Raw genomic sequence first — 23,986 nt, 5'->3', positions numbered from 1 at the left:
GACCTGGATCAATCGTCCCGACCTACTTATATCAAATGCATAATAAATCACAATTACTGAAATTTAATGCAATAACACATAAATTACTTTTGCTTATCTTGCGTCGGATTTTTTTATCCGCTGATGGATTTTAAACAAAAACAGTAGCATGAAATGCCTTTCCCTCTAAAGGCAGTATAAAACACTGGCTCAAGCGTCAATTCAAGGCAGGATAAGGGTTAACACGCCGCTATAGTAGTCAGGCACTCAACGTTTTCCTTTTTCCCATCCCATTAATTAAGAATGATAAATTTATTTTAATTTCAATAAATTAACAAAGAATTTTGCGCTAAAGCACATTTCTATACCAATAAGCTTGCCATTTGACCTGTATCCGCTTTCCCGATAAGTTGGAAATCCGCTGGAAGCTTTCTGGATGAGCAGCCTGCTCATCATATTTATGCAGTAATTGAGATCCCCTCTTCACCGTATTAACCGATGCGAAAAGGACAAAAAAGGGGGCGAATGCGAGGTAAGCGTATGAAACGCAAGCCCCGTCGCCACGCTCTTTCTGTGCCCGTGCGCAGCGGTTCGGTAGTGGGGTTCCCGCAGAGCCTGGGGGAGGTTCACGATATGTTGTACGATAAATCCCTTGAGAGGGATAACTGTGGTTTCGGCCTGATCGCCCACATAGAAGGCGAACCTAGCCACAAGGTAGTGCGTACTGCAATACACGCACTGGCCCGTATGCAGCACCGTGGCGCGATTCTCGCTGATGGTAAAACCGGTGACGGTTGCGGCCTGCTGTTACAAAAACCGGATCGCTTTTTTCGCATTGTTGCGCAGGAGCGCGGCTGGCGTTTAGCGAAAAACTACGCCGTCGGGATGATCTTCCTGAATAAAGATCCTGAACTCGCCGCCGCCGCACGCCGCATCGTTGAAGAAGAGCTACAACGCGAAACCTTGTCGATTGTTGGTTGGCGTGATGTCCCTACCAACGAAGGCGTGCTGGGTGAAATCGCCCTCTCCTCTCTGCCACGTATTGAGCAAATTTTCGTTAACGCCCCGGCTGGCTGGCGTCCGCGCGATATGGAGCGCCGTCTGTTTATCGCCCGCCGCCGCATTGAAAAGCGCCTCGAAGCCGACAAAGACTTCTACGTCTGTAGCCTGTCGAATCTGGTGAACATCTATAAGGGTCTGTGTATGCCGGCGGATCTGCCGCGCTTCTACTTGGATCTTGCGGACCTGCGCCTGGAATCAGCCATCTGCCTGTTCCACCAGCGCTTCTCCACTAACACCGTACCGCGCTGGCCGCTGGCGCAACCGTTCCGCTACCTGGCGCATAACGGCGAAATTAACACCATTACCGGTAACCGCCAGTGGGCGCGAGCCCGTACTTATAAATTCCAGACGCCGCTGATCCCTGATTTGCACGACGCTGCGCCGTTCGTCAACGAAACCGGTTCTGACTCCAGTTCCATGGATAACATGCTGGAACTGTTGCTGGCTGGCGGGATGGATATCATCCGCGCTATGCGTCTGTTAGTGCCACCAGCCTGGCAGAACAACCCGGATATGGACCCGGAACTGCGCGCGTTCTTCGATTTTAACTCCATGCATATGGAACCGTGGGATGGCCCGGCGGGCATCGTGATGTCCGATGGTCGTTTCGCTGCCTGTAACCTCGACCGTAACGGTCTGCGTCCGGCGCGCTACGTCATCACCAAAGATAAGCTGATCACCTGCGCCTCGGAAGTGGGTATCTGGGATTACCAGCCTGACGAAGTGGTCGAAAAAGGCCGCGTTGGCCCAGGCGAACTGATGGTGATCGACACCCGCGGTGGGCGCATTCTGCACTCGGCAGAAACCGACGACGATCTGAAAAGCCGCCACCCTTATAAAGAGTGGATGGAGAAAAACGTCCGCCGCCTGGTGCCGTTTGAAGATTTACCCGATGAAGAAGTGGGTAGCCGTGAACTGGACGATGACACGCTTGCCAGCTACCAGAAACAGTTTAACTACAGCGCGGAAGAACTGGACTCCGTAATCCGTGTGCTGGGCGAAAACGGCCAGGAAGCAGTAGGTTCGATGGGCGATGACACCCCATTCGCCGTGCTCTCCAGCCAGCCGCGCATTATTTACGACTACTTCCGTCAGCAGTTTGCCCAGGTAACAAACCCGCCAATCGACCCGTTGCGTGAAGCGCATGTTATGTCACTCGCCACCAGCATCGGTCGTGAAATGAACGTCTTCTGCGAAGCAGAAGGCCAGGCGCACCGTTTAAGCTTTAAATCGCCGATCCTGCTCTACTCCGATTTCAAACAGCTCACGACCATGAAAGAGGAGCACTATCGCGCAGATACGCTGGACATCACCTTTGATGTAACCAAAACCACGCTCGAGGCGACGGTCAAAGAGCTGTGCGACAAAGCCGAAAAAATGGTACGTAGCGGCACCGTATTGCTGGTGCTTTCCGACCGGAATATCGCTAAAGACCGCCTGCCGGTTCCGGCCCCGATGGCGGTTGGCGCAATCCAGACCCGTCTGGTCGATCAAAGCCTGCGTTGCGATGCCAACATCATCGTCGAAACCGCCAGCGCCCGCGATCCGCACCACTTCGCCGTACTGCTGGGCTTCGGCGCGACGGCTATATATCCGTATCTTGCCTATGAAACGCTGGGCCGCTTGATCGACACTCAGGCGATTGCCAAAAATTATCGTAACGTGATGCTGAACTACCGTAATGGCATCAACAAAGGCTTGTACAAAATCATGTCCAAAATGGGCATCTCCACCATCGCCTCTTACCGCTGCTCGAAACTGTTTGAAGCGGTCGGTCTGCACGATGATGTAGTGGGCCAGTGCTTCCAGGGCGCGGTTAGCCGTATCGGCGGGGCAAGCTTTGAAGACTTCCAGCAGGACCTGCTGAACCTTTCGAAACGAGCCTGGCTGGCGCGTAAGCCCATCAGTCAGGGCGGCCTGCTGAAATACGTCTACGGCGGCGAATATCACGCCTACAACCCGGACGTAGTGCGCACGCTGCAACAGGCGGTCCAGAGCGGCGAGTACAGCGACTATCAGGAATACGCAAAGCTGGTTAACGAACGTCCGGCAACGACGCTGCGCGACTTGCTGGCGATTACTCCGGGTGAAAACACGGTCAGCATTGATAACGTTGAACCTGCAAGCGAACTGTTTAAACGCTTCGATACCGCTGCAATGTCTATCGGCGCATTAAGCCCGGAAGCCCACGAGGCGCTGGCGGAAGCAATGAACAGCATTGGCGGCAACTCTAACTCCGGTGAAGGTGGTGAAGATCCGGCGCGCTACGGCACCAACAAAGTCTCGCGCATCAAGCAGGTCGCTTCTGGTCGCTTCGGCGTCACTCCGGCGTACCTGGTCAATGCCGACGTCATTCAGATTAAAGTCGCTCAGGGTGCGAAGCCCGGCGAAGGCGGTCAGTTGCCGGGTGATAAAGTCACTCCTTACATCGCCAAACTGCGCTATTCGGTGCCGGGCGTGACGTTGATCTCCCCGCCGCCGCACCACGATATCTACTCTATCGAGGACTTAGCGCAGTTGATTTTCGACCTGAAACAGGTCAACCCGAAAGCGATGATCTCCGTAAAACTGGTGTCCGAACCGGGCGTCGGCACCATCGCGACTGGCGTGGCAAAAGCCTATGCAGATTTAATTACCATCGCAGGCTATGACGGTGGCACCGGCGCAAGCCCGCTGTCGTCAGTGAAATATGCAGGCTGCCCGTGGGAACTCGGTCTGGTGGAAACCCAGCAGGCGCTGGTTGCCAACGGTCTACGTCATAAAATTCGTTTGCAGGTTGATGGCGGTCTGAAAACGGGCGTTGATATCATTAAAGCAGCAATTCTTGGCGCGGAAAGCTTTGGCTTCGGTACCGGTCCGATGGTCGCGCTCGGTTGTAAATACCTGCGAATTTGCCACCTGAACAACTGCGCAACGGGTGTGGCAACTCAGGACGACAAACTGCGTAAGAACCACTATCACGGCCTGCCGTTCAAGGTGACCAATTACTTTGAGTTTATCGCCCGTGAAACCCGCGAGCTGATGGCACAACTGGGCGTAACACGTCTGGTGGATCTGATTGGTCGCACCGACCTGCTGAAAGAGCTGGACGGTTTCACCGCCAAACAGCAGAAACTGGCGCTGTCGAAGCTGCTGGAGACCGCCGAGCCGCATCCAGGTAAGGCGCTCTACTGTACTGAAAACAACCCACCGTTTGATAACGGTCTGCTGAACGCGCAGTTGCTGCAACAGGCGAAACCTTTTGTCGATGAGCGCCAGAGCAAAACCTTCTGGTTCGATATTCGCAACACCGACCGTTCCGTGGGCGCATCGCTCTCAGGCTATATCGCCCAGACGCACGGCGATCAGGGGCTGGCTGCCGATCCTATCAAAGCGTACTTCAATGGCACCGCAGGCCAGAGCTTCGGTGTGTGGAACGCGGGCGGCGTGGAGTTGTATCTGACGGGCGATGCTAACGACTATGTCGGTAAAGGCATGGCGGGCGGCTTAATCGCCATTCGTCCGCCGGTTGGTTCAGCATTCCGCAGCCATGAAGCGAGCATTATCGGCAACACCTGCCTGTACGGCGCCACTGGCGGTCGTCTGTATGCTGCAGGCCGCGCGGGTGAACGTTTCGGCGTGCGTAACTCCGGTGCGATTACCGTGGTAGAAGGTATTGGCGACAACGGTTGTGAATATATGACGGGTGGTATCGTCTGCATTCTGGGTAAAACCGGCGTTAACTTTGGCGCGGGCATGACCGGCGGCTTCGCTTACGTTCTCGACGAAAGTGGCGATTTCCGCAAACGCGTTAACCCGGAACTGGTGGAGGTCCTAAGCGTTGATGATTTAGCTATCCATGAAGAGCATCTGCGTGGTCTTATCACCGAGCATGTGCAGCATACTGGTTCTCAGCGTGGTGAAGAGATTCTGGCAAACTGGTCAACCTTCGCCACTAAATTCGCGCTGGTTAAACCGAAGTCCAGTGATGTAAAAGCACTGCTGGGTCACCGTAGTCGTAGCGCAGCAGAGTTGCGCGTGCAGGCGCAGTAAGGGGTAGCAACAATGAGTCAGAATGTTTATCAATTTATCGACCTGCAGCGCGTTGATCCGCCAAAGAAACCGCTGAAGATCCGCAAAATTGAGTTTGTTGAAATTTACGAGCCGTTTTCCGAAGGCCAGGCCAAAGCGCAGGCTGACCGCTGCCTGTCATGCGGCAACCCATACTGCGAGTGGAAATGCCCGGTACATAACTACATCCCAAACTGGCTGAAGCTCGCCAACGAGGGGCGGATTTTTGAAGCGGCAGAACTGTCGCACCAGACCAACACCCTGCCGGAAGTGTGTGGGCGCGTCTGCCCGCAGGACCGTCTGTGCGAAGGTTCCTGTACCCTGAACGATGAATTCGGCGCGGTGACTATCGGCAACATCGAACGCTATATCAATGATAAAGCGTTCGAAATGGGCTGGCGTCCGGATATGTCCGGCGTGAAGCAAACCGGTAAAAAAGTGGCAATTATCGGCGCAGGCCCGGCTGGTCTGGCGTGTGCGGATGTACTGACGCGCAACGGAGTGAAAGCCGTTGTCTTCGACCGCCATCCAGAAATTGGCGGCCTGTTGACCTTCGGTATTCCGGCCTTCAAGCTGGAAAAAGAGGTGATGACGCGCCGCCGTGAAATCTTCACTGGCATGGGTATTGAGTTCAAACTCAATACCGAAGTGGGCCGTGACGTACAACTGGACGATCTACTGAATGATTACGATGCCGTATTCCTCGGCGTTGGGACTTATCAGTCAATGCGTGGCGGGCTGGAGAATGAAGACGCCGACGGCGTATACGCGGCACTGCCGTTCCTCATCGCCAACACCAAACAGTTAATGGGCTTTGGCGAAACCAGCGACGAACCGTTCGTCAGCATGGAAGGCAAACGCGTGGTGGTACTTGGCGGTGGCGACACTGCGATGGACTGCGTGCGCACGTCTGTACGCCAGGGAGCGAAGCACGTCACCTGCGCTTATCGTCGTGACGAAGAGAACATGCCAGGTTCCCGCCGCGAAGTAAAAAATGCGCGGGAAGAAGGTGTTGAGTTCAAGTTTAACGTCCAGCCGCTGGGCATTGAAGTAAATGGCAACGGCAAAGTCAGCGGCGTAAAAATGGTGCGTACCGAAATGGGCGAACCAGACGCTAAAGGCCGTCGCCGCGCGGAGATCGTGGCAGGTTCCGAACATATCGTTCCGGCAGATGCGGTAATCATGGCGTTTGGTTTCCGCCCACATAGCATGGAATGGCTGGCAGAACACAGCGTCGAGCTGGACTCTCAAGGGCGCATTATCGCTCCGGAAGGCAGCGATAATGCCTTCCAGACCAGCAACCCGAAAATCTTTGCTGGCGGCGATATCGTCCGTGGTTCCGACCTGGTGGTGACCGCCATTGCCGAAGGCCGTAAGGCGGCTGACGGCATTATGAACTGGCTGGAAGTTTAATCCCTGCCCCAGCGCCGTCTCCTAAGAAAAGAGTACGGCGCTGAAATCCTCCTTTCTTGCTGGAAAGTGCCTCGCATAATCTGAAGAAAACCAATGTAATACGCATATCTGGATTGTTACCGACAGATGCCCGGCGTATAGCTGATTCCATTATTCAACACAGCGCCATATAAAGGGAAAGATAATGGAATCGCTCTCATTTCAAACCACAGCAGGCTACCAGCAAATCCACGACGGCATTATTCATCTGGTCGATAGCGCCCGGACAGAAACGATACGTAGCGTAAACGCGTTAATGACCGCTACATACTGGGAAATTGGCAGACGAATTGTCGAATTTGAACAAGGTGGTGAGGCACGGGCCGCGTATGGTACGCAGTTAATCAAGCGGCTATCAAAGGATTTAAGTCTAAGGTATAAGCGTGGGTTCTCCACCAGGAATTTATGGCAGTTTAAGAATTTTTATATTTGTTTTCAACGAATTGAAATTGTGCAGACACTGTCTGCACAATTCACCCCCACAATTCTCCAGACTGTGTCTGGAGAATCTTGCCATTTAGCACAACTCACCAAATCCTTCCCCCTACCTTGGTCCACTTACGTCCGTTTGCTTTCTGTTAAAAACGCTGACGCCCGCAGTTTTTATGAAAAAGAGACGCTCCGCTGTGGCTGGTCTGCTCGTCAGCTCGAACGACAAATTGCGACCCAGTTTTATGAGCGGACATTACTATCACATGACAAATCAGCCATGCTGCAACAACACGCTCCTGCCGAGACGCATATTCTTCCGCAGCAGGCGATACGCGATCCCTTTGTGCTCGAATTTCTGGAATTAAAAGATGAATACTCAGAATCTGATTTTGAGGAGGCTCTGATCAACCACCTGATGGATTTCATGCTGGAACTTGGGGATGATTTTGCCTTTGTTGGTCGACAGCGAAGGTTACGCATTGATGACAACTGGTTTCGGGTCGATCTGTTGTTTTTCCACCGCCGTTTACGCTGCCTGCTAATCGTCGATCTAAAAGTGGGCAAATTCAGCTATAGCGATGCCGGACAGATGAATATGTATCTCAACTATGCCAAAGAGCACTGGACGCTACCGGATGAAAATCCGCCCATCGGTCTGGTTCTCTGTGCAGAGAAAGGAGCCGGAGAAGCGCATTATGCACTGGCGGGTTTGCCTAACACCGTTCTGGCAAGTGAATATAAGATACAGCTACCTGATGAGAAACGACTCGCGGATGAACTCGTTCGAACACAGGCGGCGCTAGAGGAAGGTTATAGACGCCGTTAATTTCAGCAATTTCGAATTCTCCAGACTATGTCTGGAGAATCTTTAAAACGAACTAAGTTTTAAGCCATTAACTCAGCCTTAACCTTCACTACCACCTTTTTAATCTCACCAGGCTCGCTAACAACACATCCCGGTTTATGCGGTTCTCCTGGCATAAACACGGCGAACATTCCCGGTTTCAGGATGATAGCTTGCTCGTTCTCAATGGCGCTGCAAAGCTGGTAATCATCTTCATGGTGAAATTCTTCACACTGACGCGCAGAACCTGCCATGCCAAAAAGAATCCGCTCCTCGCCGCTTAACAATAACTGGATATCTATATATTGCTCGTGCAATTCGGCTTTTTTCTCAACGGGCGATTGAGTGTTAAAAGTCATGACATTCATAAAGATATTGTCGCCCTGCAATTCGTAACGACCCGGCGCTTTTTCCTGCGGCCTGGCGGCTAATGCCAGCGTTAACGCGTCCAGTAGTGCTGGATGTAAACCGGCAGACGGTAACGACTGTACTTCACCCATCATCATAATTTTTCTCCCTGGGCCAACAGCGCAGCCCCAAGTAAACCTGCATCATGGCGGTAGTGCGCCGCCAGTAAATCAACGTGAAATGCCGCTGGCTCCTGTGCCAGATACGTTTCCACCAGCGCCAGGTATCCTTCTGCCAACCCGACGCTGCCACCGACCACCACACACTGGCAATCAGTTGTGGCTTTAATATCGGCTATCAACCTTGCCAGCACGCGTGCGGAGCGGTGAATCAGTTGCTGCGCCTGACCGTCGCCCTGCCCGGCGCGCCTGAAGATAGTTTTCGCATCCGCGCCCGCCAGGTCGCCCTGCGCCGCCGCTGCAATGCCACGACCAGAAGCAATAGCTTCCACGCAACCTATGCGTCCACAGCCACAGGCCGGACCGTGTGGATCGGCCAGCGTATGCCCGATATGCCCCGCCAGACCGCCAGGGCCGGTTAGCAGATTGCCGCCACTGACCACTCCGCCGCCAACGCCAGTGGAAACGGTGATAAACACCATATCGGTTATATCGCCTTCCAGCGCCTGATACTCCGCCCATGCTGCAGCCTGCGCATCGTTAATGGCAATGATCGGCAAATCGGTAAGTTGTTCCAACGTTTTGACTAACGGAAAGTGTAGCAATCCACCGAGATTATGCGGATTCAGCGCCAACAGGCTGCCGTCGCGAATAATTCCGGTTGAAGCGATGGCAACTTGTTGCGCATGAGCTTGTAACGGTGCGATTAACGCGGCTAAGGCATCACCCAGCGCCTGCGGAGTCTGGCTGGCAGGTGTCGGTAGCTCACGACGATCGCGGATCTGCCCGTCAGCGCCAATCAGCGCAGCGGCAAGTTTAGTACCGCCGATATCAATCGCCAGTGTGGTCATAGCACCGCCTTTTTCATCGCTGTGTTGTACCACTGGCAAATGTGTTCAAGACGCGTAATGGCTGAACCGACCGTCACCGCCCATGCGCCGCGGCGCATGGCGTCTGCAGCCTGGGATGGCGTGTTGTAACGTCCTTCGGCAATCACCCGACATCCGGCGTCGCTTAATGTCTTCACCAGTGCCAGGTCTGGCTCTTCCGGTGTTTCAGGCGTGGTGTAACCCGAAAGCGTGGTGCCAATAATTTCGGCACCGAGTTTTTGGCAAGCCAGGCCGTCCTCCGGCGTGGAACAGTCGGTCATCGCCAGTAAACCGTGATGGTGAATACGTGCCAGCAGCGTTTCAACAGGAACCGGGCGCGGGCGATCGGTGCCATCAATAGCGATGATATCAGCCCCCGCCTGCGCCAACGCATCAACATCTTCAATATAGGCGGTGATGCGTACCGGCGAATCCTCCAGATCGCGTTTCACAATCCCGATAATCGGCACACTCACCACCGCACGCGTAGCTTTCAGATTCGCCACACCTTCAATGCGAATGGCAACCGCACCAGCCTGCTCTGCCGCTAATGCCATGGCAGCGACGATTTCAGGTTTATCGAGCGGGCTGTCCGGAACCGGCTGGCAGGAGACAATCAGGCCACCGTTGGCGGCGATTTTTTGATCCAGTTGTGCAAGTAACGACATACTTCTTCCCTTAGCAAAAGGCCCGGCACATGGCCGGGCAACAGGATTAACTTTTGGTTTTGACTAAATCGTTTTTGGCACCGCCAAACGGCACGGCACCGCTGAATGGTTTGCCGTCGATAGCGTCATGAGTACGCAACGCTTCCGGGCGCAACCAACGCTGAACGCGAGAAGGCATATCCAGCCCAATCAGCAGGATCACCACGAACGTCAGGCTGAACGAGAGCGATCCCAGTGCAGTACCCAGATCCAGACGTTGAGCGATCAACGCACCAAGGATTGGGGCCAGTGCGCCGCCAAGCGCGCCAACGTTGTAGGTAAAGCCCAGGCCCGCTGCACGCTGGTCAGTATCGAAATAACCGCCAATCAGTTTCGGTAAGATCCCGGAAATACCCTGACCAAGCATTTGCTGGAAGAACAGTAACAGACCAAGCACCCAGACGTTTGCGCCGCCAATCGCAAATACCGGAATAATCAGCAGCTGTGAGGCCAGCAGGCTGCAAACGTAGGCTTTGCGCGTTCCCAGCCAGTCGCCGAGGAAGCCGCCGACGCAGCAGCCAACCGCCGCACCAAAGCCGCTAAAGAACAACACATTGGCGACTGTATGCGGGTTATAAGCCAGATCGGTTTTAAGATACGTTGGCAGTAGCGCCTGAATCGGCCATGAGTAGAGGAAGGCAAATAACACAACCACCATCAGCATCACGCCCGTTGGCCAGCGTTTGCCCGTGCTTTGCACCATAAAGCTGATAAAGATTGCGGCGCATAGCAAACCAAGAACAGCGACGATTGCGGCATTTTGCAGATTACCGGCAAAGCAGAACCACAGCGCAGTGGCCGCTGCCAGCGTCATCACGATATTGGCGATACGATGTTCACCACGGTAGAGAATATCCACCATCGTTCGCACCGGTGCTTTGCCTCCGTGTTTCTCTTTCCAGTCTTCCGCTTCCGGGATGTTTTTCCGCAGCCAGAGAGCAAAGATGATCGGTAAGATGCCGATAAAGAACAGTGCACGCCAGCCCCAGACCGGAACGACCAGACTATAGACCTGGGCGGCAACCACAGCCCCCACCGAGAAGCCGGAAATCAGAAAACCACTGGCTTTGTTACGCAGATGTTTTGGCCAGCTTTCAATCACATAGGTGGCGCTGGAACCGTACTCACCCGCCATCCCCATGCCGATGACCAGACGCGCGATAAACATAGTGATGTAGCCAGGCGCAAAGCCGCAGGCCAGCGTCCCGATCGAGAAGAGAACGATACTGGTGACCATTGCCAGACGACGCCCGTAGCGGTCGCCCATAGCGCCAAGCATCAGGCCGCCGAACCAGCGAGAGATGAAAGCTGCGGAGATCAGGCTTGCCGCCTGTACCGTTGTCAGCCCGAATTCACCTTGTACTTCAGTGAGTACCAGGGCAATTAAAACGAAATCAAAACCATCAAGCAGATATCCCAACCAGGCAGCGGAAAATGCCCGCCATTGTGCACGATTGAGATGGCGATACCACGGGATATTCTGGGTTGTAGTACTCATTGTGAGTCTCCCGCGGTGGGCAATGCCCACACGCTTTGGTATGAAAATTGTAGGGTACAGATGCGCTTATTTCCCCTCACCCGGTAGGGGCGAGCAAGGGGAAAGAACTCACCCGCGTTCTTGCATCAACTGCTGGGCAAGCGCCTTCAGTTCTGGCAGATATTTTTCATCTACCGGACCAAACGGTTTACGGCACAGCGGTACAGACACCACATCCATATAATGCAAGACAGTTTTCAGGCCGCGGAATACGCCAGTTTTGATCAGCAAATCAATGACTTTATTACATTCTGTTTGCAGCTTCTGTGCGGTCTGGATATCGCCTTCTTTCAGCGCCTTCACGATACCCTGATAACGCCAGCCCATGATGTTGTAAGTACTGCCGATACCGCCGTCTGCGCCCGCCAGCAGGCCGGAAGCGAAGATTTCGTCGTAACCGTTATAGAGCACCAGATCCGGATGTTCGCGACGGATCTGCTCCATCTGATAGAGATCGCCAGAGGTCTGTTTCAGCGCACCTACACCAGGCAGCGTAACCAGTGTGTTGATTTGATCCAGGGTCAGTTTTACCCCGCTCAGTGCCGGAATGTTGTACACCACCATCGGCAAACCATCCGCCGAATCAATGATTGCCCGATAGTGATCGCAGTGTTCTTCAAAGCTGAAAGGATAGTAGAACGGCGTAACAGCGGAGACGGCATCGAAGCCATAACGTTTGGCTGAAACCGCAAGTTGCTGACTTTCAGCAGTGCTGACGCAACCTACATGAGCGATTAATTTAATCTTACCTTTCGCCTCTTCGGCGACAATTTCCATTACCTGTTCACGCTCTGAAAGGCTTTGGACAAAGGCTTCACCGGTCGAGCCACCCACATATAAACCGTCGATGCCCTGCTTAATATTGAACTGAACCAGGCGACGCAGACTCGCTTTATCCAGTGCTTGTTGTTGGTCAAAAGGAGTCAGGAGTGCAGCCATTACGCCACGTAAATTCGTTGCCATAAATACCTCTGAAGTGATGCTTGTCTGATGAACGATATACCTTTATACCTGTTATACCAGATCAAATAAGCAACACATCATACAGAACGCTTATAATGCGATCTGCTTCACTAAAGTGGCATTATTTCTTTTTGTGAGTAGCTTGGCCGAAGGCATGCCAGGTGGCAGAAACGCTGTTGAGATGTGATTGCAACGCGCGATCGGCTTCGTCAGGATCGTGGCGGCGGATCGCGTCAACGATCGCAATATGTTGTTGATAGCTGACGTTGTTATGCTCGTGCAATGCCTGATCGGCGACTGTTGGGCGCGCGGCGATCAACCAGTCAAGCAAGGCAACGTGGATCGCCTTAAAGATCGGATTACCCGGGATCTCCGCCAGTACACGGTGGAAATCAACGTCTGAGCGGATGAATGCGGCATTGTTATCCAGCGACTGACTGTTGATTTCCAGGGCTTTTGCCAGCAAATCGATTTGTTCATCGGTGGCATGTTCAGCCGCATAGCGCACCAGGCTGGACTCAAAGAACAGACGTAACTGTTCGAAATGGGCTATCCCTCCAGGATGAGAAAGGAAATCTTTCGCCATACCGGACAACTCGCCGATGATAGTGTCCGCAGAAGGACGCGAGACGCGAGCGCGCTCACCGTTGTTTATTTGCACCAGACCTTTACGCTTTAACGCCGCCAGCGCTTCACGCACCGAAGGACGCCCGACGTTAAAGAACGCCATGAGTTCGCGCTCAGACGGCAACTGCTCACCTTCGCCAAACTCGCGGCGGCGGATCATCTGCTCCAGTTCTTCTTCCACCATTTCGGAGAGTTTTTTACGCGCCAGCGGACGGCTACGCAAGTTGCGACCAATTACAGGTGAAGAATCTTCGTTTTGCGAATCAAATGCGTTCATAAGGCCCATTCTTTAAGGTCAGCGTGATTAACATCATCAATGACATCCTATCACAGGATTGAAAGTAGGGTGAAATGAAGGGGTTTACTCTTTGTACACCATCATTATCGTAATTAATTTAATAATTAACCTTTGCGAAAATAAATATAACGCAGATAAAAACACCCCAACCAAATTATTTACAAGAATATTTGCGGATATTATGAATATTATGAATGTGTTCTTGATAAATAATCACAAAGGCATAATTTATAATGAAAAATCTGATTTCTTACAATTAAAAAAATCGACATCAACACCATAAATAGCCTTGCAAAAAATATAACATCATTGTTTTCAATCTGCCGTTAATGGGATTGACCATTTTCTTTTGACACGGAGTTCAACAATGTTCGGCATAATTATTTCTGTCATCGTGTTAATAACGATGGGCTATTTGATCCTTAAAAATTACAAGCCACAGGTGGTGCTGGCCGCAGCGGGTATCTTTCTGATGATTTGTGGTGTCTGGTTAGGGTTTGGTGGTGTACTCGATCCCGCCAAAAGCAGCGGCTACTTAATCGTCGATATTTATAATGAAATCCTGCGCATGCTGTCCAACCGCATTGCCGGGTTGGGGTTGTCGATTATGGCGGTGGGCGGTTATGCCCGCTACATGGAACGCACAGGAGCCAGTCGGGCGATGGTGAGCTTGTTAAGCCGCCCGTTAAAACTCATTCGCTCACCGTATCTTATTCTGTCGGCCACTTACGTCATCGGCCAAATCATGGCGCAGTTTATTACCAGTGCCTCCGGTCTGGGTATGTTGCTGATGGTCACATTATTTCCAACGCTGGTAAGTCTGGGAGTAAGTCGCCTCTCTGCGGTAGCAGTTATCGCGACCACCATGTCTATTGAATGGGGGATTCTGGAAACGAACTCTATTTTTGCCGCCCAGATAGCAGGAATGAAAATTGCCACTTATTTCTTCCACTATCAGCTGCCGGTCGCCTCTTGTGTCATTCTCTCAGTGGCAATCTCCCACTTTTTCGTGCAACGCGCTTTTGACAAAAAAGATAAAAATATCAATCAAGAACAGGCGGAGCAAAAAGCTCTCGACCATGTTCCGCCGCTCTATTACGCCATTTTACCGGTAATGCCGTTAATCCTGATGCTCGGTTCGCTGCTTCTTGCTCACCTGGGATTGATGAAGTCAGAACTGCATCTGGTGGTGGTGATGTTATTAAGTTTGACGATGACGATGTTTGTCGAGTTCTTCCGCAAACATAACTTGCGCGAAACAATGGATGATGTGCAGGCGTTTTTTGACGGCATGGGTACGCAGTTTGCAAACGTGGTAACGCTGGTGGTCGCCGGTGAAATATTTGCGAAGGGATTAACGACGATTGGCACCGTTGATGCGGTTATCAAAGGAGCGGAGCATTCTGGCCTTGGTGGCATTGGCGTGATGATTATTATGGCTCTGGTTATTGCCATTTGTGCCATTGTGATGGGCTCCGGCAATGCGCCATTTATGTCATTTGCCAGCCTTATTCCGAATATCGCTGCTGGACTGCACGTACCTGCGGTAGTGATGATTATGCCGATGCACTTTGCCACAACGCTGGCGCGTGCGGTTTCGCCGATTACTGCGGTAGTGGTAGTAACTTCAGGAATAGCAGGCGTTTCGCCCTTTGAAGTGGTGAAGCGGACCGCGATCCCAATGGCAGTCGGATTCCTGGTGAATATGATCGCCACAATTACGCTTTTTTATTAAGACATTAAAACGACAAAACAGGCCACCAGGGCCTGTTTTTATTTTACTTCACAACGCGTAATGCCGGGCGACCACCACGCGGTGGTTGCGGCGGTTCATCATCAGGATGATTATCATCATCGCGATCTGGCTTATCGCCATCAATGACCGACATAACGGTTTCATTATCTGCCGATACATCTTCATCATTCATGATGCTGGCATCTTCGTCGTAGGCAGCTTCAGGCTCAAACATTGTGCCGGCGCCATTTTCACGGGCGTAGATAGCCAGCACGGCAGCCAGCGGTACCGAAACTTGACGCGGGATACCACCAAAGCGCGCGTTAAAGCGCACTTCATCATTCGCCAGTTCCAGGTTACCGACCGCACGCGGAGCAATGTTGAGTACGATTTGCCCGTCACGCGCATATTCCATAGGAACCTGCACGCCAGGGAGCGTCACATCCACCACCAGGTGCGGCGTGAGCTGGTTATCCAGCAACCACTCATAGAATGCACGCAGCAGATAGGGACGACGTGGTGTTAGCTGTGACAAATCCATACAGATTAACTCCGGCCCAGACGCATTTCACGTTCAGCTTCAGTTAAGGAAGCAAGGAAAGAGTCACGCTCAAAGACGCGGGTCATATAGCCTTTCAGCTCTTTCGCACCCGGGCCGCTGAACTCGATGCCCAGTTGCGGCAGACGCCACAGCAGCGGGGCAAGGTAGCAATCGACCAGGCTGAACTCATCGCTCAGGAAGTACGGCTTCTGACCGAAGACCGGCGCGATGGCCAGCAGTTCTTCGCGCAGTTGCTTACGTGCGGCATCCGCTTCAGAAGCTGAACCGTTGATGATGGTGTTCATCAGCGTGTACCAGTCTTTTTCGATGCGGTGCATGTACAGGCGGCTTTCACCGCGAGCTACCGGGTAAACAGGCATCAGTGGCGGATGCGGGAAACGCTCATCCAGGTATTCCATAATGATGCGAGATTCCCACAGGGTCAGCTCACGATCCACCAGGGTCGGAACGCTCTGATTCGGGTTGAGGTCAATCAGATCCTGAGGCGGATTGTCCTTTTCCACGTGTTCGATCTCGAAACTTACACCTTTTTCAGCCAGCACGATGCGGACCTGATGGCTATAGATGTCAGTAGGACCGGAAAACAGCGTCATTACCGAACGTTTGTTGGCAGCGACAGCCATGAAAACCTCCAGGTATAGTCAGAATTTTTACTGCTACCAGCCACCAGGTGGCCAGTCAGAAGTTGTGTTACCCAGTAAGGAACGACTCTCTTTGTTCGAAAAACAAACAAAAAATGAGCAATACCCGACATTTGGGCAGAAAATTGGATGATAGTTTACCAGATTTTGCGACCTTTGTGGTGAGTCGATGCCGGAAATGGGGAAAAAGAGATGTTCCTTAGTCTGAAATGCTTGACTTAATCCCCACCAGAAATGTTGTCTACCTCTTTTACACCGTTGCTATCGGTGCGCCCCAGCCATCAAAACTACCGCCATGCTTTTCAGCCAAATTGGTAAGCTGGCATGTGATATCGGTCATATGCCATTGTTCCGGAGCATCAGTGTTAGTAAATGACGCCATATACCCTTGCTGTTGGTCGTTCCGCCGAATACTTACCAGCGTAATGCCATATGGCAATATCGCCACGTCCTCCGCAAAGGCACGGGCAGCATCTTCTGTCGGCAATGTCGCGTAGTAATCAATGGTGCGAGGGAGAGTCAAATCGTCACCATGTTCCAGCAGCCCACGGCATACGCGGGAATCATGTATCCAGTTCCAGTCATATTTCGACGGGTACAGGAACTGGCGATAGTAATTCCCGTTATCGTTTTTACTCATACTATAGCTGCAAGAGGCTTCCGGGCCACCCGCGAGCAATTTATCCAGCGTTTTTTCCCAGTCCAGTTCTTTTTCCGACAGGAAAACAAAATCGCGCCATCCCTCTTGTGTTACCACCCCCACCAGCCAAATCGGTAATGTCTTGCCCCTCTCCTCAAGCCAGTCCTCTATACGATTTAAACGTTGTGTTTCATCAGGCTGCGGTAAACCGTTTTCATAACAATGGGTATAACGCACGCGAAAGAACCAGGTATGGTTAAGTCGATCAAATTTTTCGTCCTGAATGGCGCCGATATCAACACGGATGCCAGTGACACGGTCATCCACCGTTGTGATAAAGAACTCCCATTTATCCGACAACGTTAAAGATTCTTTCTTGTTAAACAATGCATTAAATAATCCCATCGCGATATCCTTTTCTACAGTACGTGGAAAATACTATTAAAAGGAGAATAATGCTGAAGAGAGAGGGAAAAGAGGCTGGAATCGGACTTTAGCCATAAAAAAACCCGCCGAAGCGGGTTTTTTCGCAAATTGTCTTCTGCGTGAGCAGAAACCAATTAACGTTTGGAGAACTGCGGACGACGACGTGCTTTACGCAGACCGACTTTCTTACGTTCAACCTGACGAGCGTCACGAGTAACGAAGCCAGCTTTACGCAGTTCAGAACGCAGGGATTCGTCGTACTCCATCAGAGCGCGGGTGATACCGTGACGGATCGCACCAGCCTGACCAGAGATACCACCACCTTTAACAGTGATGTACAGATCCAGTTTCTCAACCATGTCGACCAGTTCCAGCGGCTGACGAACTACCATGCGGGCAGTTTCACGACCGAAGTACTGTTCCAGAGAACGTTGGTTGATAACGATTTTGCCGTTGCCCGGTTTGATGAACACGCGAGCTGCGGAGCTTTTGCGGCGACCAGTGCCGTAGTATTGATTTTCAGCCATTGCCTATAATCCCGATTAGATGTCAAGAACTTGCGGTTGCTGTGCCGCGTGGTTGTGCTCGTTACCTGCGTAAACTTTCAGTTTACGGAACATAGCACGACCCAGTGGGCCTTTTGGCAACATGCCTTTAACCGCGATCTCAATCACACGCTCAGGACGGCGAGCAATCATCTCTTCAAAGGTCGCTTGTTTGATACCACCGATGTGACCGGTGTGATGATAGTACACTTTGTCAGTACGCTTGTTGCCGGTTACAGCAACTTTGTCAGCGTTCAGAACGATGATGTAATCACCAGTATCTACGTGCGGAGTGTATTCCGCTTTGTGCTTACCGCGCAGGCGCAGAGCCAGTTCGGAAGCCAGACGGCCCAGAGTTTTACCGGTCGCGTCAACAACATACCAGTCGCGTTTTACGGTTTCTGGTTTAGCTGTAAAAGTTTTCATTAAAAGCTTACCCAATAAATAGTTACACGTTGGTGAACACCCAAACGTCTTCAATTGTTGAGGTTCACACGACAAAGTCCGGCAAACCTACCCCTTCGAATAGCCTATGCCAGCACACAAAAAGTTTCGGGAAAAAAAACTTTCTTGTAACGTGGGGTCGCAGGATTATAGAGAAGTCGGGGTCAAAGATCGACCCCTTTTTGTGATTTATGGCAGGTTTTAACCCGCCAAATGCTCGCGCTTCAAATACTCTTCGCTCTGCATCTCTTGTAGACGTGACAGGCAACGCTGGAACTCAAACTTCAGCCGCTCGCCCTGATAAATTTCATACAAAGGCACTTCTGCGCTCACCACTAATTTGACATGGCGCTCGTAGAACTCATCCACCAGCGCAATAAAACGTCGTGCTTCGCTCTCCATCAACCGCGTCATGACCGGCACATCAAACAACATCACAGTGTGAAACAGGCGTGAAAGCGCAATATAGTCATGCTGGCTACGGGCATCAACGCACAAGGTAGTAAAAGAGACGGCCAGCGTCTGATTCTCAGCGCCGATTGTCGCCAGCGGGCGATGGTTGATTTCTAACGTCGGTGAATTTTCTCGTTTCGCTCCAGCCAGCGCCAACCAAAGTTTATCCATTTGCGCCCGGGTTTCATCATTGAGCGGCGATAGCCACAAATGCGCCTGGGTAAGCGTTCGTAGTCGATAATCGACGCCTGCATCGACATTCATTACATCGCAATGCTGTTTAATGGCGTCGATAGCCGGTAGAAAACGCGCACGTTGCAGGCCATTACGATAAAGCTCATCAGGCGGAATATTTGACGTTGCGATCAGCGTTATTCCGCGAGCGAACAGGGCTTTCATCAGGCCGCCCAGCAGCATGGCATCGGTAATATCCGAAACAAAAAATTCATCAAAGCAGAGGACATCGGTTTCGGCTTTGAAGCGATCGGCAATAATTTCCAGCGGGTCGGTCTGCCCCTGTAATGCAGTCAGTTCTTCATGCACGCGCAGCATAAAACGGTGAAAGTGCAGACGCTGTTTCCGCTCACCCGGCAAGCTTTGATAGAAAAGGTCCATCAGCCAGGTTTTCCCGCGTCCTACACCGCCCCACATATATAAGCCACGCACCGGCGCACAGCTTGCCTCTTCGCGCTTCCCCCACAGTTTACCGACTCGCGCCATTAACCCACTCGCCCTCGCAGTAGGCGGCGTGCTGTTGATTAACTCCTGGTAGATAATCTCCAGCCGACTGACGGCCTCTTTTTGTACGTCGTCAGGTTGATGGCTGCCCTCATTGAGCGCCTTCAGGTATTGCGATGTCGGGGTAACGCTTTGCATGATGTTCTTGTTATTCCTTGAATAATCGGTGTGCCGTTGTTCACGGTTGACGAAAAAAAGGCCGTTCTACACTACGCGATATGCAGTCGGGATTCCACTTCTGTGGAATTAACGGTTATAGTGGCATAATCAGCCGCAGGCATGGAGCCTGAAGCCAACACCCTACGGAAACAAAAGACAACGGGAGATGTTCATGACCTGGGAATATGCGCTAATTGGGTTAGTCGTCGGCATCATTATTGGTGCTGTGGCCATGCGTTTTGGTAATCGTAAACTACGCCAGCAACAGGCGTTGCAGTACGAACTGGAAAAGAATAAAGCTGAACTGGACGAGTATCGCGAAGAGCTGGTTAACCACTTTGCCCGCAGCGCGGAATTACTGGATACCATGGCGCATGACTATCGCCAGCTGTATCAACACATGGCGAAAAGCTCCAGCAGCCTGCTGCCGGAACTGTCTGCTGAAGCCAACCCGTTCCGCAATCGTCTGGCGGAGTCCGAAGCCAGCAACGATCAGGCTCCGGTGCAGATGCCGCGCGACTATTCTGAAGGCGCATCTGGCCTGCTGCGCACTGGCGCAAAGCGCGACTAATTTATTTTGCGGGCGCAGCCATTGCGCCCTCCTCTTCTCTCCCTCCCCGACTATCATTTAATCTGGTGTCTCATTGTTAGCCGTCTGAAAATTCAATAACATCAAACTGTTTTGAATCTCTTTTTCTTATCATTCAGGTACGAGAGCAGGAATAATGAAAAAACAAACCCAGCTGTTGAGTGCATTAGCGTTAAGTGTCGGGTTAACTCTCTCGGCGCCGTTTCAGGCTGTCGCGTCGATTCCCGGCCAGGTTGCCGGTCAGGCGCCATTGCCCAGCCTGGCCCCGATGCTGGAAAAAGTGCTTCCCGCAGTGGTAAGCGTGCGAGTTGAAGGGACTGCCAGCCAGGGACAGAAAATCCCGGAAGAATTCAAAAAATTTTTTGGCGATGATTTACCGGATCAACCTGCGCAACCCTTTGAAGGTTTAGGCTCCGGTGTCATCATCAATGCCAATAAAGGTTATGTGCTAACCAACAATCACGTCATCAATCAGGCGCAGAAAATAAGTATCCAGCTCAATGACGGACGCGAGTTTGATGCGAAACTGATTGGCAGCGACGACCAGAGCGATATCGCTCTGCTACAAATTCAGAATCCGAGTAAATTAACGCAAATCGTCATTGCCGACTCCGACAAACTGCGCGTCGGTGATTTTGCCGTCGCGGTCGGTAACCCGTTTGGCCTTGGGCAAACCGCGACTTCAGGTATTGTTTCCGCATTAGGTCGCAGCGGGTTAAATCTCGAAGGTCTGGAAAATTTTATCCAGACCGATGCTTCCATTAACCGTGGCAACTCCGGCGGTGCGCTGTTAAACCTTAACGGCGAGTTGATTGGTATTAACACCGCAATTCTTGCCCCTGGCGGCGGTAGCGTCGGGATTGGCTTTGCTATCCCCAGCAATATGGCGCGTACTCTGGCGCAGCAACTTATCGACTTTGGTGAAATTAAACGTGGTCTGTTAGGTATTAAAGGTACAGAGATGAGTGCCGATATCGCCAAAGCGTTTAATTTAGATGTGCAACGTGGCGCGTTTGTCAGCGAAGTACTGCCTGGTTCGGGCTCGGCGAAAGCTGGCGTGAAAGCAGGCGATATTATTACCAGCCTCAACGGTAAACCACTCAATAGCTTCGCCGAGTTGCGTTCCCGCATCGCCACCACTGAACCTGGTACTACAGTGAAGCTTGGTCTGTTACGTAACGGCAAGCCGCTGGACGTGGAAGTGACGCTTGATACCAGTACATCTTCTTCAGCCAGTGCAGAGATGATTACACCAGCGCTGGAAGGCGCAACGTTGAGCGACAGTCAGCTAAAAGATGGTGGAAAAGGCATTAAGATCGACGAAGTTGTCAAAGACAGCCCCGCCGCTCAGGCAGGTTTACAGAAAGATGATGTAATTATTGGCGTGAACCGCAATCGTGTGAACTCGATTGCTGAGATGCGCAAAGTGCTGGCAACCAAACCGGCTATTATTGCCCTGCAAATCATGCGCGGTAATGAGAGTATTTACCTGCTAATGCGTTAATGTCATAAACCGGGCATCAGGCTTACGTGTGATGTCCGGTTAACTCGTGATATGCTGCTGCCGTTCCCTTTTTTAATGACGCCTCCATCATGTTTGTGAAGCTCTTACGTTCCGTTGCGATTGGATTAATTGTCGGCGCTATTTTGCTGGTTGCCATGCCTTCGCTGCGCAGCATTAACCCGCTTTCCACACCGCAATTCGACAGTGCCGATGAGACGCCTGCCAGTTATAATCTGGCGGTCCGCCGCGCCGCGCCTGCGGTGGTAAATGTCTATAACCGTGGATTGAACACATCCTCACACAACCAGCTTGAGATCCGTACGCTAGGGTCAGGTGTGATCATGGACCAACGTGGTTATATCATTACCAATAAACACGTAATCAACGACGCCGACCAGATTATCGTCGCCTTACAGGATGGCCGTGTTTTTGAAGCGTTGCTGGTTGGCTCTGATTCACTGACCGATCTGGCGGTGCTCAAAATTAATGCCACTGGCGGTTTACCCACCATTCCAATCAATTCTCGTCGCATACCGCACATTGGCGATGTAGTGCTGGCGATCGGTAACCCGTACAACCTCGGACAAACAATTACCCAGGGAATTATCAGCGCCACGGGTCGCATCGGCCTGAACCCTACCGGGCGGCAAAACTTTCTGCAAACCGATGCTTCCATTAACCACGGCAACTCCGGCGGTGCGCTGGTGAACTCACTGGGTGAACTGATGGGCATCAACACATTGTCGTTTGATAAGAGTAACGATGGCGAAACCCCAGAAGGCATCGGTTTTGCGATTCCCTTCCAGTTAGCAACCAAAATTATGGATAAGCTAATCCGCGATGGGCGCGTTATCCGTGGCTATATCGGTATTGGCGGCCGCGAAATCGCACCATTACACGCGCAGGGTGGCGGTATCGATCAGCTGCAAGGGATTGTGGTTAATGAAGTGTCACCTGATGGCCCGGCGGCGAATGCCGGTATCCAGGTCAACGATCTGATTATCTCGGTGGATAACAAGCCTGCAATCTCCGCTCTGGAGACAATGGATCAAGTGGCAGAAATTCGACCAGGTTCGGTGATTCCGGTGGTGGTGATGCGCGACGATAAAAAACTGACATTGCAGGTCACTATTCAGGAATATCCGGCGACCAATTAAGGCCGTCATTAAAAAAACAAAAAACCGGAGACTGTGCTCCGGTTTTTTATTATTCGCTAATCAATTACTTATTAACGAACTCTTCGCCCAGGGCGATATCTTTCTTCAGCGTATCCAGCATTCCTTCCAGCGCGTTCTGTTCAAATGCGCTCAGAGTACCGATAGATTTACGCTCTTCCACGCCATTTTTACCCAGCAGAAGCGGTTGAGAGAAGAAACGAGCATACTGGCCGTCACCTTCAACGTAGGCGCATTCAACTACACCTTTTTCGCCTTGCAGCGCACGAACCAGAGACAGGCCGAAGCGTGCAGCTGCCTGGCCCATGGACAGGGTTGCAGACCCGCCACCGGCCTTCGCTTCAACCACTTCCGTACCCGCGTTCTGGATACGTTTGGTCAGATCAGCAACTTCCTGCTCGGTAAAGCTTACGCCAGGAACTTGAGACAGCAGCGGCAGAATGGTAACGCCAGAGTGACCGCCAATAACCGGAACTTCAACTTCGCCCGGCTGTTTGCCTTTCAGTTCAGCGACAAACGTATTGGAACGAATGATATCCAGCGTGGTGACGCCGAACAGTTTGTTCTTGTCATACACACCCGCTTTCTTCAGCACTTCCGCAGCGATAGCTACCGTGGTGTTTACCGGGTTTGTAATGATACCGATGCACGCTTTCGGGCAGGTTGTCGCAATTTGCTGTACCAGATTCTTCACGATACCGGCGTTAACGTTAAACAGATCGGAACGATCCATACCAGGTTTACGCGCTACACCTGCGGAGATGAGAACCACATCAGCGCCTTCCAGTGCAGGGGTCGCATCTTCACCAGAAAAACCTTTTATTTTCACAGCAGTAGGGATATGGCTCAGGTCGACGGCCACACCGGGAGTGACTGGAGCGATATCATACAGGGAGAGTTCTGAACCTGAAGGCAGTTGGGTTTTTAACAGTAATGCAAGCGCCTGGCCAATACCGCCAGCAGCGCCGAGGACTGCGACTTTCATCCTAAACTCCTTATTATATTGATAAACTAAGACATGTTGCTCC

20 protein-coding genes are annotated in these 23,986 nt (G+C 51.9%); 7 read left to right on the top strand and 13 right to left on the bottom strand.

All coding sequences use genetic code 11. The annotated features are described in order from the left end of the window. Positions 1 to 612 precede the first annotated feature (612 nt). The 3 genes from gltB (at position 613) to A9180_RS15220 (ending at position 7,801) form a co-directional block, all read left to right on the top strand. On the top strand, positions 613 to 5,073 hold the full coding sequence (gene gltB, locus A9180_RS15230) for a glutamate synthase large subunit (RefSeq protein ID WP_064529851.1): 4,461 nt from the start codon (positions 613 to 615) through the stop codon (positions 5,071 to 5,073). Positions 5,074 to 5,085: 12 nt separating this feature from the next. Continuing rightward, the gene (gltD, locus tag A9180_RS15225) at positions 5,086 to 6,504 is read left to right on the top strand and encodes a glutamate synthase subunit GltD (RefSeq protein WP_064529510.1); all 1,419 of its coding nucleotides are present in this window, start codon (positions 5,086 to 5,088) and stop codon (positions 6,502 to 6,504) included. A 184-nt stretch (positions 6,505 to 6,688) separates the two neighbouring features. After that, on the top strand, positions 6,689 to 7,801 hold the full coding sequence (locus tag A9180_RS15220) for a YhcG family protein (protein WP_064529509.1): 1,113 nt from the start codon (positions 6,689 to 6,691) through the stop codon (positions 7,799 to 7,801). 59 nt (positions 7,802 to 7,860) lie between these two features. Here the strand turns inward: A9180_RS15220 and nanQ are convergent, their stop codons facing one another. The 6 genes from nanQ to nanR form a co-directional block, all read right to left on the bottom strand. After that, the gene (nanQ, locus tag A9180_RS15215) at positions 7,861 to 8,325 is read right to left on the bottom strand and encodes an N-acetylneuraminate anomerase (RefSeq protein ID WP_064529508.1); all 465 of its coding nucleotides are present in this window, start codon (positions 8,323 to 8,325) and stop codon (positions 7,861 to 7,863) included. Beyond that, positions 8,322 to 9,197 (bottom strand): N-acetylmannosamine kinase, encoded by an 876-nt coding sequence (gene nanK / locus A9180_RS15210; RefSeq protein ID WP_064529507.1) that lies wholly within the window; start codon positions 9,195 to 9,197, stop codon positions 8,322 to 8,324. Before nanK ends, nanQ begins: the two co-directional genes overlap by 4 nt. Further along, the gene (locus A9180_RS15205) at positions 9,194 to 9,883 is read right to left on the bottom strand and encodes an N-acetylmannosamine-6-phosphate 2-epimerase (RefSeq protein WP_064529506.1); all 690 of its coding nucleotides are present in this window, start codon (positions 9,881 to 9,883) and stop codon (positions 9,194 to 9,196) included. Before A9180_RS15205 ends, nanK begins: the two co-directional genes overlap by 4 nt. 46 nt (positions 9,884 to 9,929) lie before the next feature. Further along, the gene (gene nanT / locus A9180_RS15200) at positions 9,930 to 11,420 is read right to left on the bottom strand and encodes a sialic acid transporter NanT (RefSeq protein ID WP_064529505.1); all 1,491 of its coding nucleotides are present in this window, start codon (positions 11,418 to 11,420) and stop codon (positions 9,930 to 9,932) included. Between the two features lie 108 nt (positions 11,421 to 11,528). After that, a complete protein-coding gene (gene nanA, locus A9180_RS15195; RefSeq protein ID WP_064529504.1) occupies positions 11,529 to 12,422 on the bottom strand; it encodes an N-acetylneuraminate lyase in 894 nt (297 codons plus the stop codon). 121 nt (positions 12,423 to 12,543) lie between these two features. Further along, positions 12,544 to 13,335 carry a transcriptional regulator NanR gene (gene nanR, locus A9180_RS15190; protein WP_064529503.1) on the bottom strand — a complete coding sequence of 264 codons (792 nt, stop codon included), beginning with the start codon at positions 13,333 to 13,335 and terminating at the stop codon, positions 12,544 to 12,546. Between the two features lie 379 nt (positions 13,336 to 13,714). Between nanR and dcuC the strand changes: the two genes are divergently transcribed. Next, the gene (dcuC, locus tag A9180_RS15180; protein ID WP_064529501.1) at positions 13,715 to 15,082 is read left to right on the top strand and encodes an anaerobic C4-dicarboxylate transporter DcuC; all 1,368 of its coding nucleotides are present in this window, start codon (positions 13,715 to 13,717) and stop codon (positions 15,080 to 15,082) included. Positions 15,083 to 15,125: 43 nt separating this feature from the next. On the opposite strand, the gene sspB is transcribed toward dcuC, so the two are convergent. From sspB to zapE, 6 genes are all read right to left on the bottom strand, one after another. Beyond that, a complete protein-coding gene (gene sspB / locus A9180_RS15175; RefSeq protein WP_064529500.1) occupies positions 15,126 to 15,623 on the bottom strand; it encodes a ClpXP protease specificity-enhancing factor in 498 nt (165 codons plus the stop codon). Positions 15,624 to 15,628: 5 nt separating this feature from the next. Then, complete coding sequence (gene sspA / locus A9180_RS15170) at positions 15,629 to 16,267, bottom strand: stringent starvation protein SspA (protein ID WP_000257293.1); 639 nt, start codon at positions 16,265 to 16,267, stop codon at positions 15,629 to 15,631. A 268-nt stretch (positions 16,268 to 16,535) separates the two neighbouring features. Beyond that, on the bottom strand, positions 16,536 to 17,330 hold the full coding sequence (locus A9180_RS15165; RefSeq protein WP_064529499.1) for a DUF695 domain-containing protein: 795 nt from the start codon (positions 17,328 to 17,330) through the stop codon (positions 16,536 to 16,538). Between the two features lie 155 nt (positions 17,331 to 17,485). Further along, positions 17,486 to 17,878: a 30S ribosomal protein S9 gene (gene rpsI / locus A9180_RS15160; RefSeq protein WP_000829818.1), complete on the bottom strand. Its 393-nt coding sequence runs from the start codon at positions 17,876 to 17,878 to the stop codon at positions 17,486 to 17,488. A gap of 15 nt (positions 17,879 to 17,893) precedes the next feature. Beyond that, positions 17,894 to 18,322 (bottom strand): 50S ribosomal protein L13, encoded by a 429-nt coding sequence (rplM, locus tag A9180_RS15155; RefSeq protein ID WP_001517180.1) that lies wholly within the window; start codon positions 18,320 to 18,322, stop codon positions 17,894 to 17,896. Positions 18,323 to 18,541: 219 nt separating this feature from the next. Further along, positions 18,542 to 19,669, bottom strand: coding sequence for a cell division protein ZapE (gene zapE, locus A9180_RS15150; RefSeq protein WP_064529498.1), 1,128 nt, complete (start codon positions 19,667 to 19,669; stop codon positions 18,542 to 18,544). A 193-nt stretch (positions 19,670 to 19,862) separates the two neighbouring features. On the opposite strand from zapE, the gene zapG reads away from it, so the two are divergent. The 3 genes from zapG to degS all read left to right on the top strand — a co-directional run bounded on the left by zapG (position 19,863) and on the right by degS (position 22,940). Next, positions 19,863 to 20,261 (top strand): Z-ring associated protein ZapG, encoded by a 399-nt coding sequence (gene zapG, locus A9180_RS15145; protein WP_010345273.1) that lies wholly within the window; start codon positions 19,863 to 19,865, stop codon positions 20,259 to 20,261. Positions 20,262 to 20,415: 154 nt separating this feature from the next. Then, entirely contained in the window at positions 20,416 to 21,783 is a 1,368-nt protein-coding gene (gene degQ / locus A9180_RS15140) for a serine endoprotease DegQ (RefSeq protein WP_064529497.1), read from the top strand. Positions 21,784 to 21,872: 89 nt separating this feature from the next. Then, positions 21,873 to 22,940 carry an outer membrane-stress sensor serine endopeptidase DegS gene (degS, locus tag A9180_RS15135; protein ID WP_064529496.1) on the top strand — a complete coding sequence of 356 codons (1,068 nt, stop codon included), beginning with the start codon at positions 21,873 to 21,875 and terminating at the stop codon, positions 22,938 to 22,940. Between the two features lie 64 nt (positions 22,941 to 23,004). Here degS and mdh read toward each other — a convergent pair whose 3' ends face one another. Beyond that, positions 23,005 to 23,943: a malate dehydrogenase gene (gene mdh / locus A9180_RS15130; RefSeq protein WP_064529495.1), complete on the bottom strand. Its 939-nt coding sequence runs from the start codon at positions 23,941 to 23,943 to the stop codon at positions 23,005 to 23,007. Between the last annotated feature and the right edge of the window lie 43 nt (positions 23,944 to 23,986).

It is taken from the genome of Escherichia sp. B1147 (assembly GCF_001660175.1).
GTDB classification, from domain to species: Bacteria; Pseudomonadota; Gammaproteobacteria; order Enterobacterales; family Enterobacteriaceae; genus Escherichia; species Escherichia whittamii.
The sequence above is the reverse complement of the archived record's forward strand: the minus strand, read 5'-3'. Positions and strand labels throughout refer to the sequence as shown.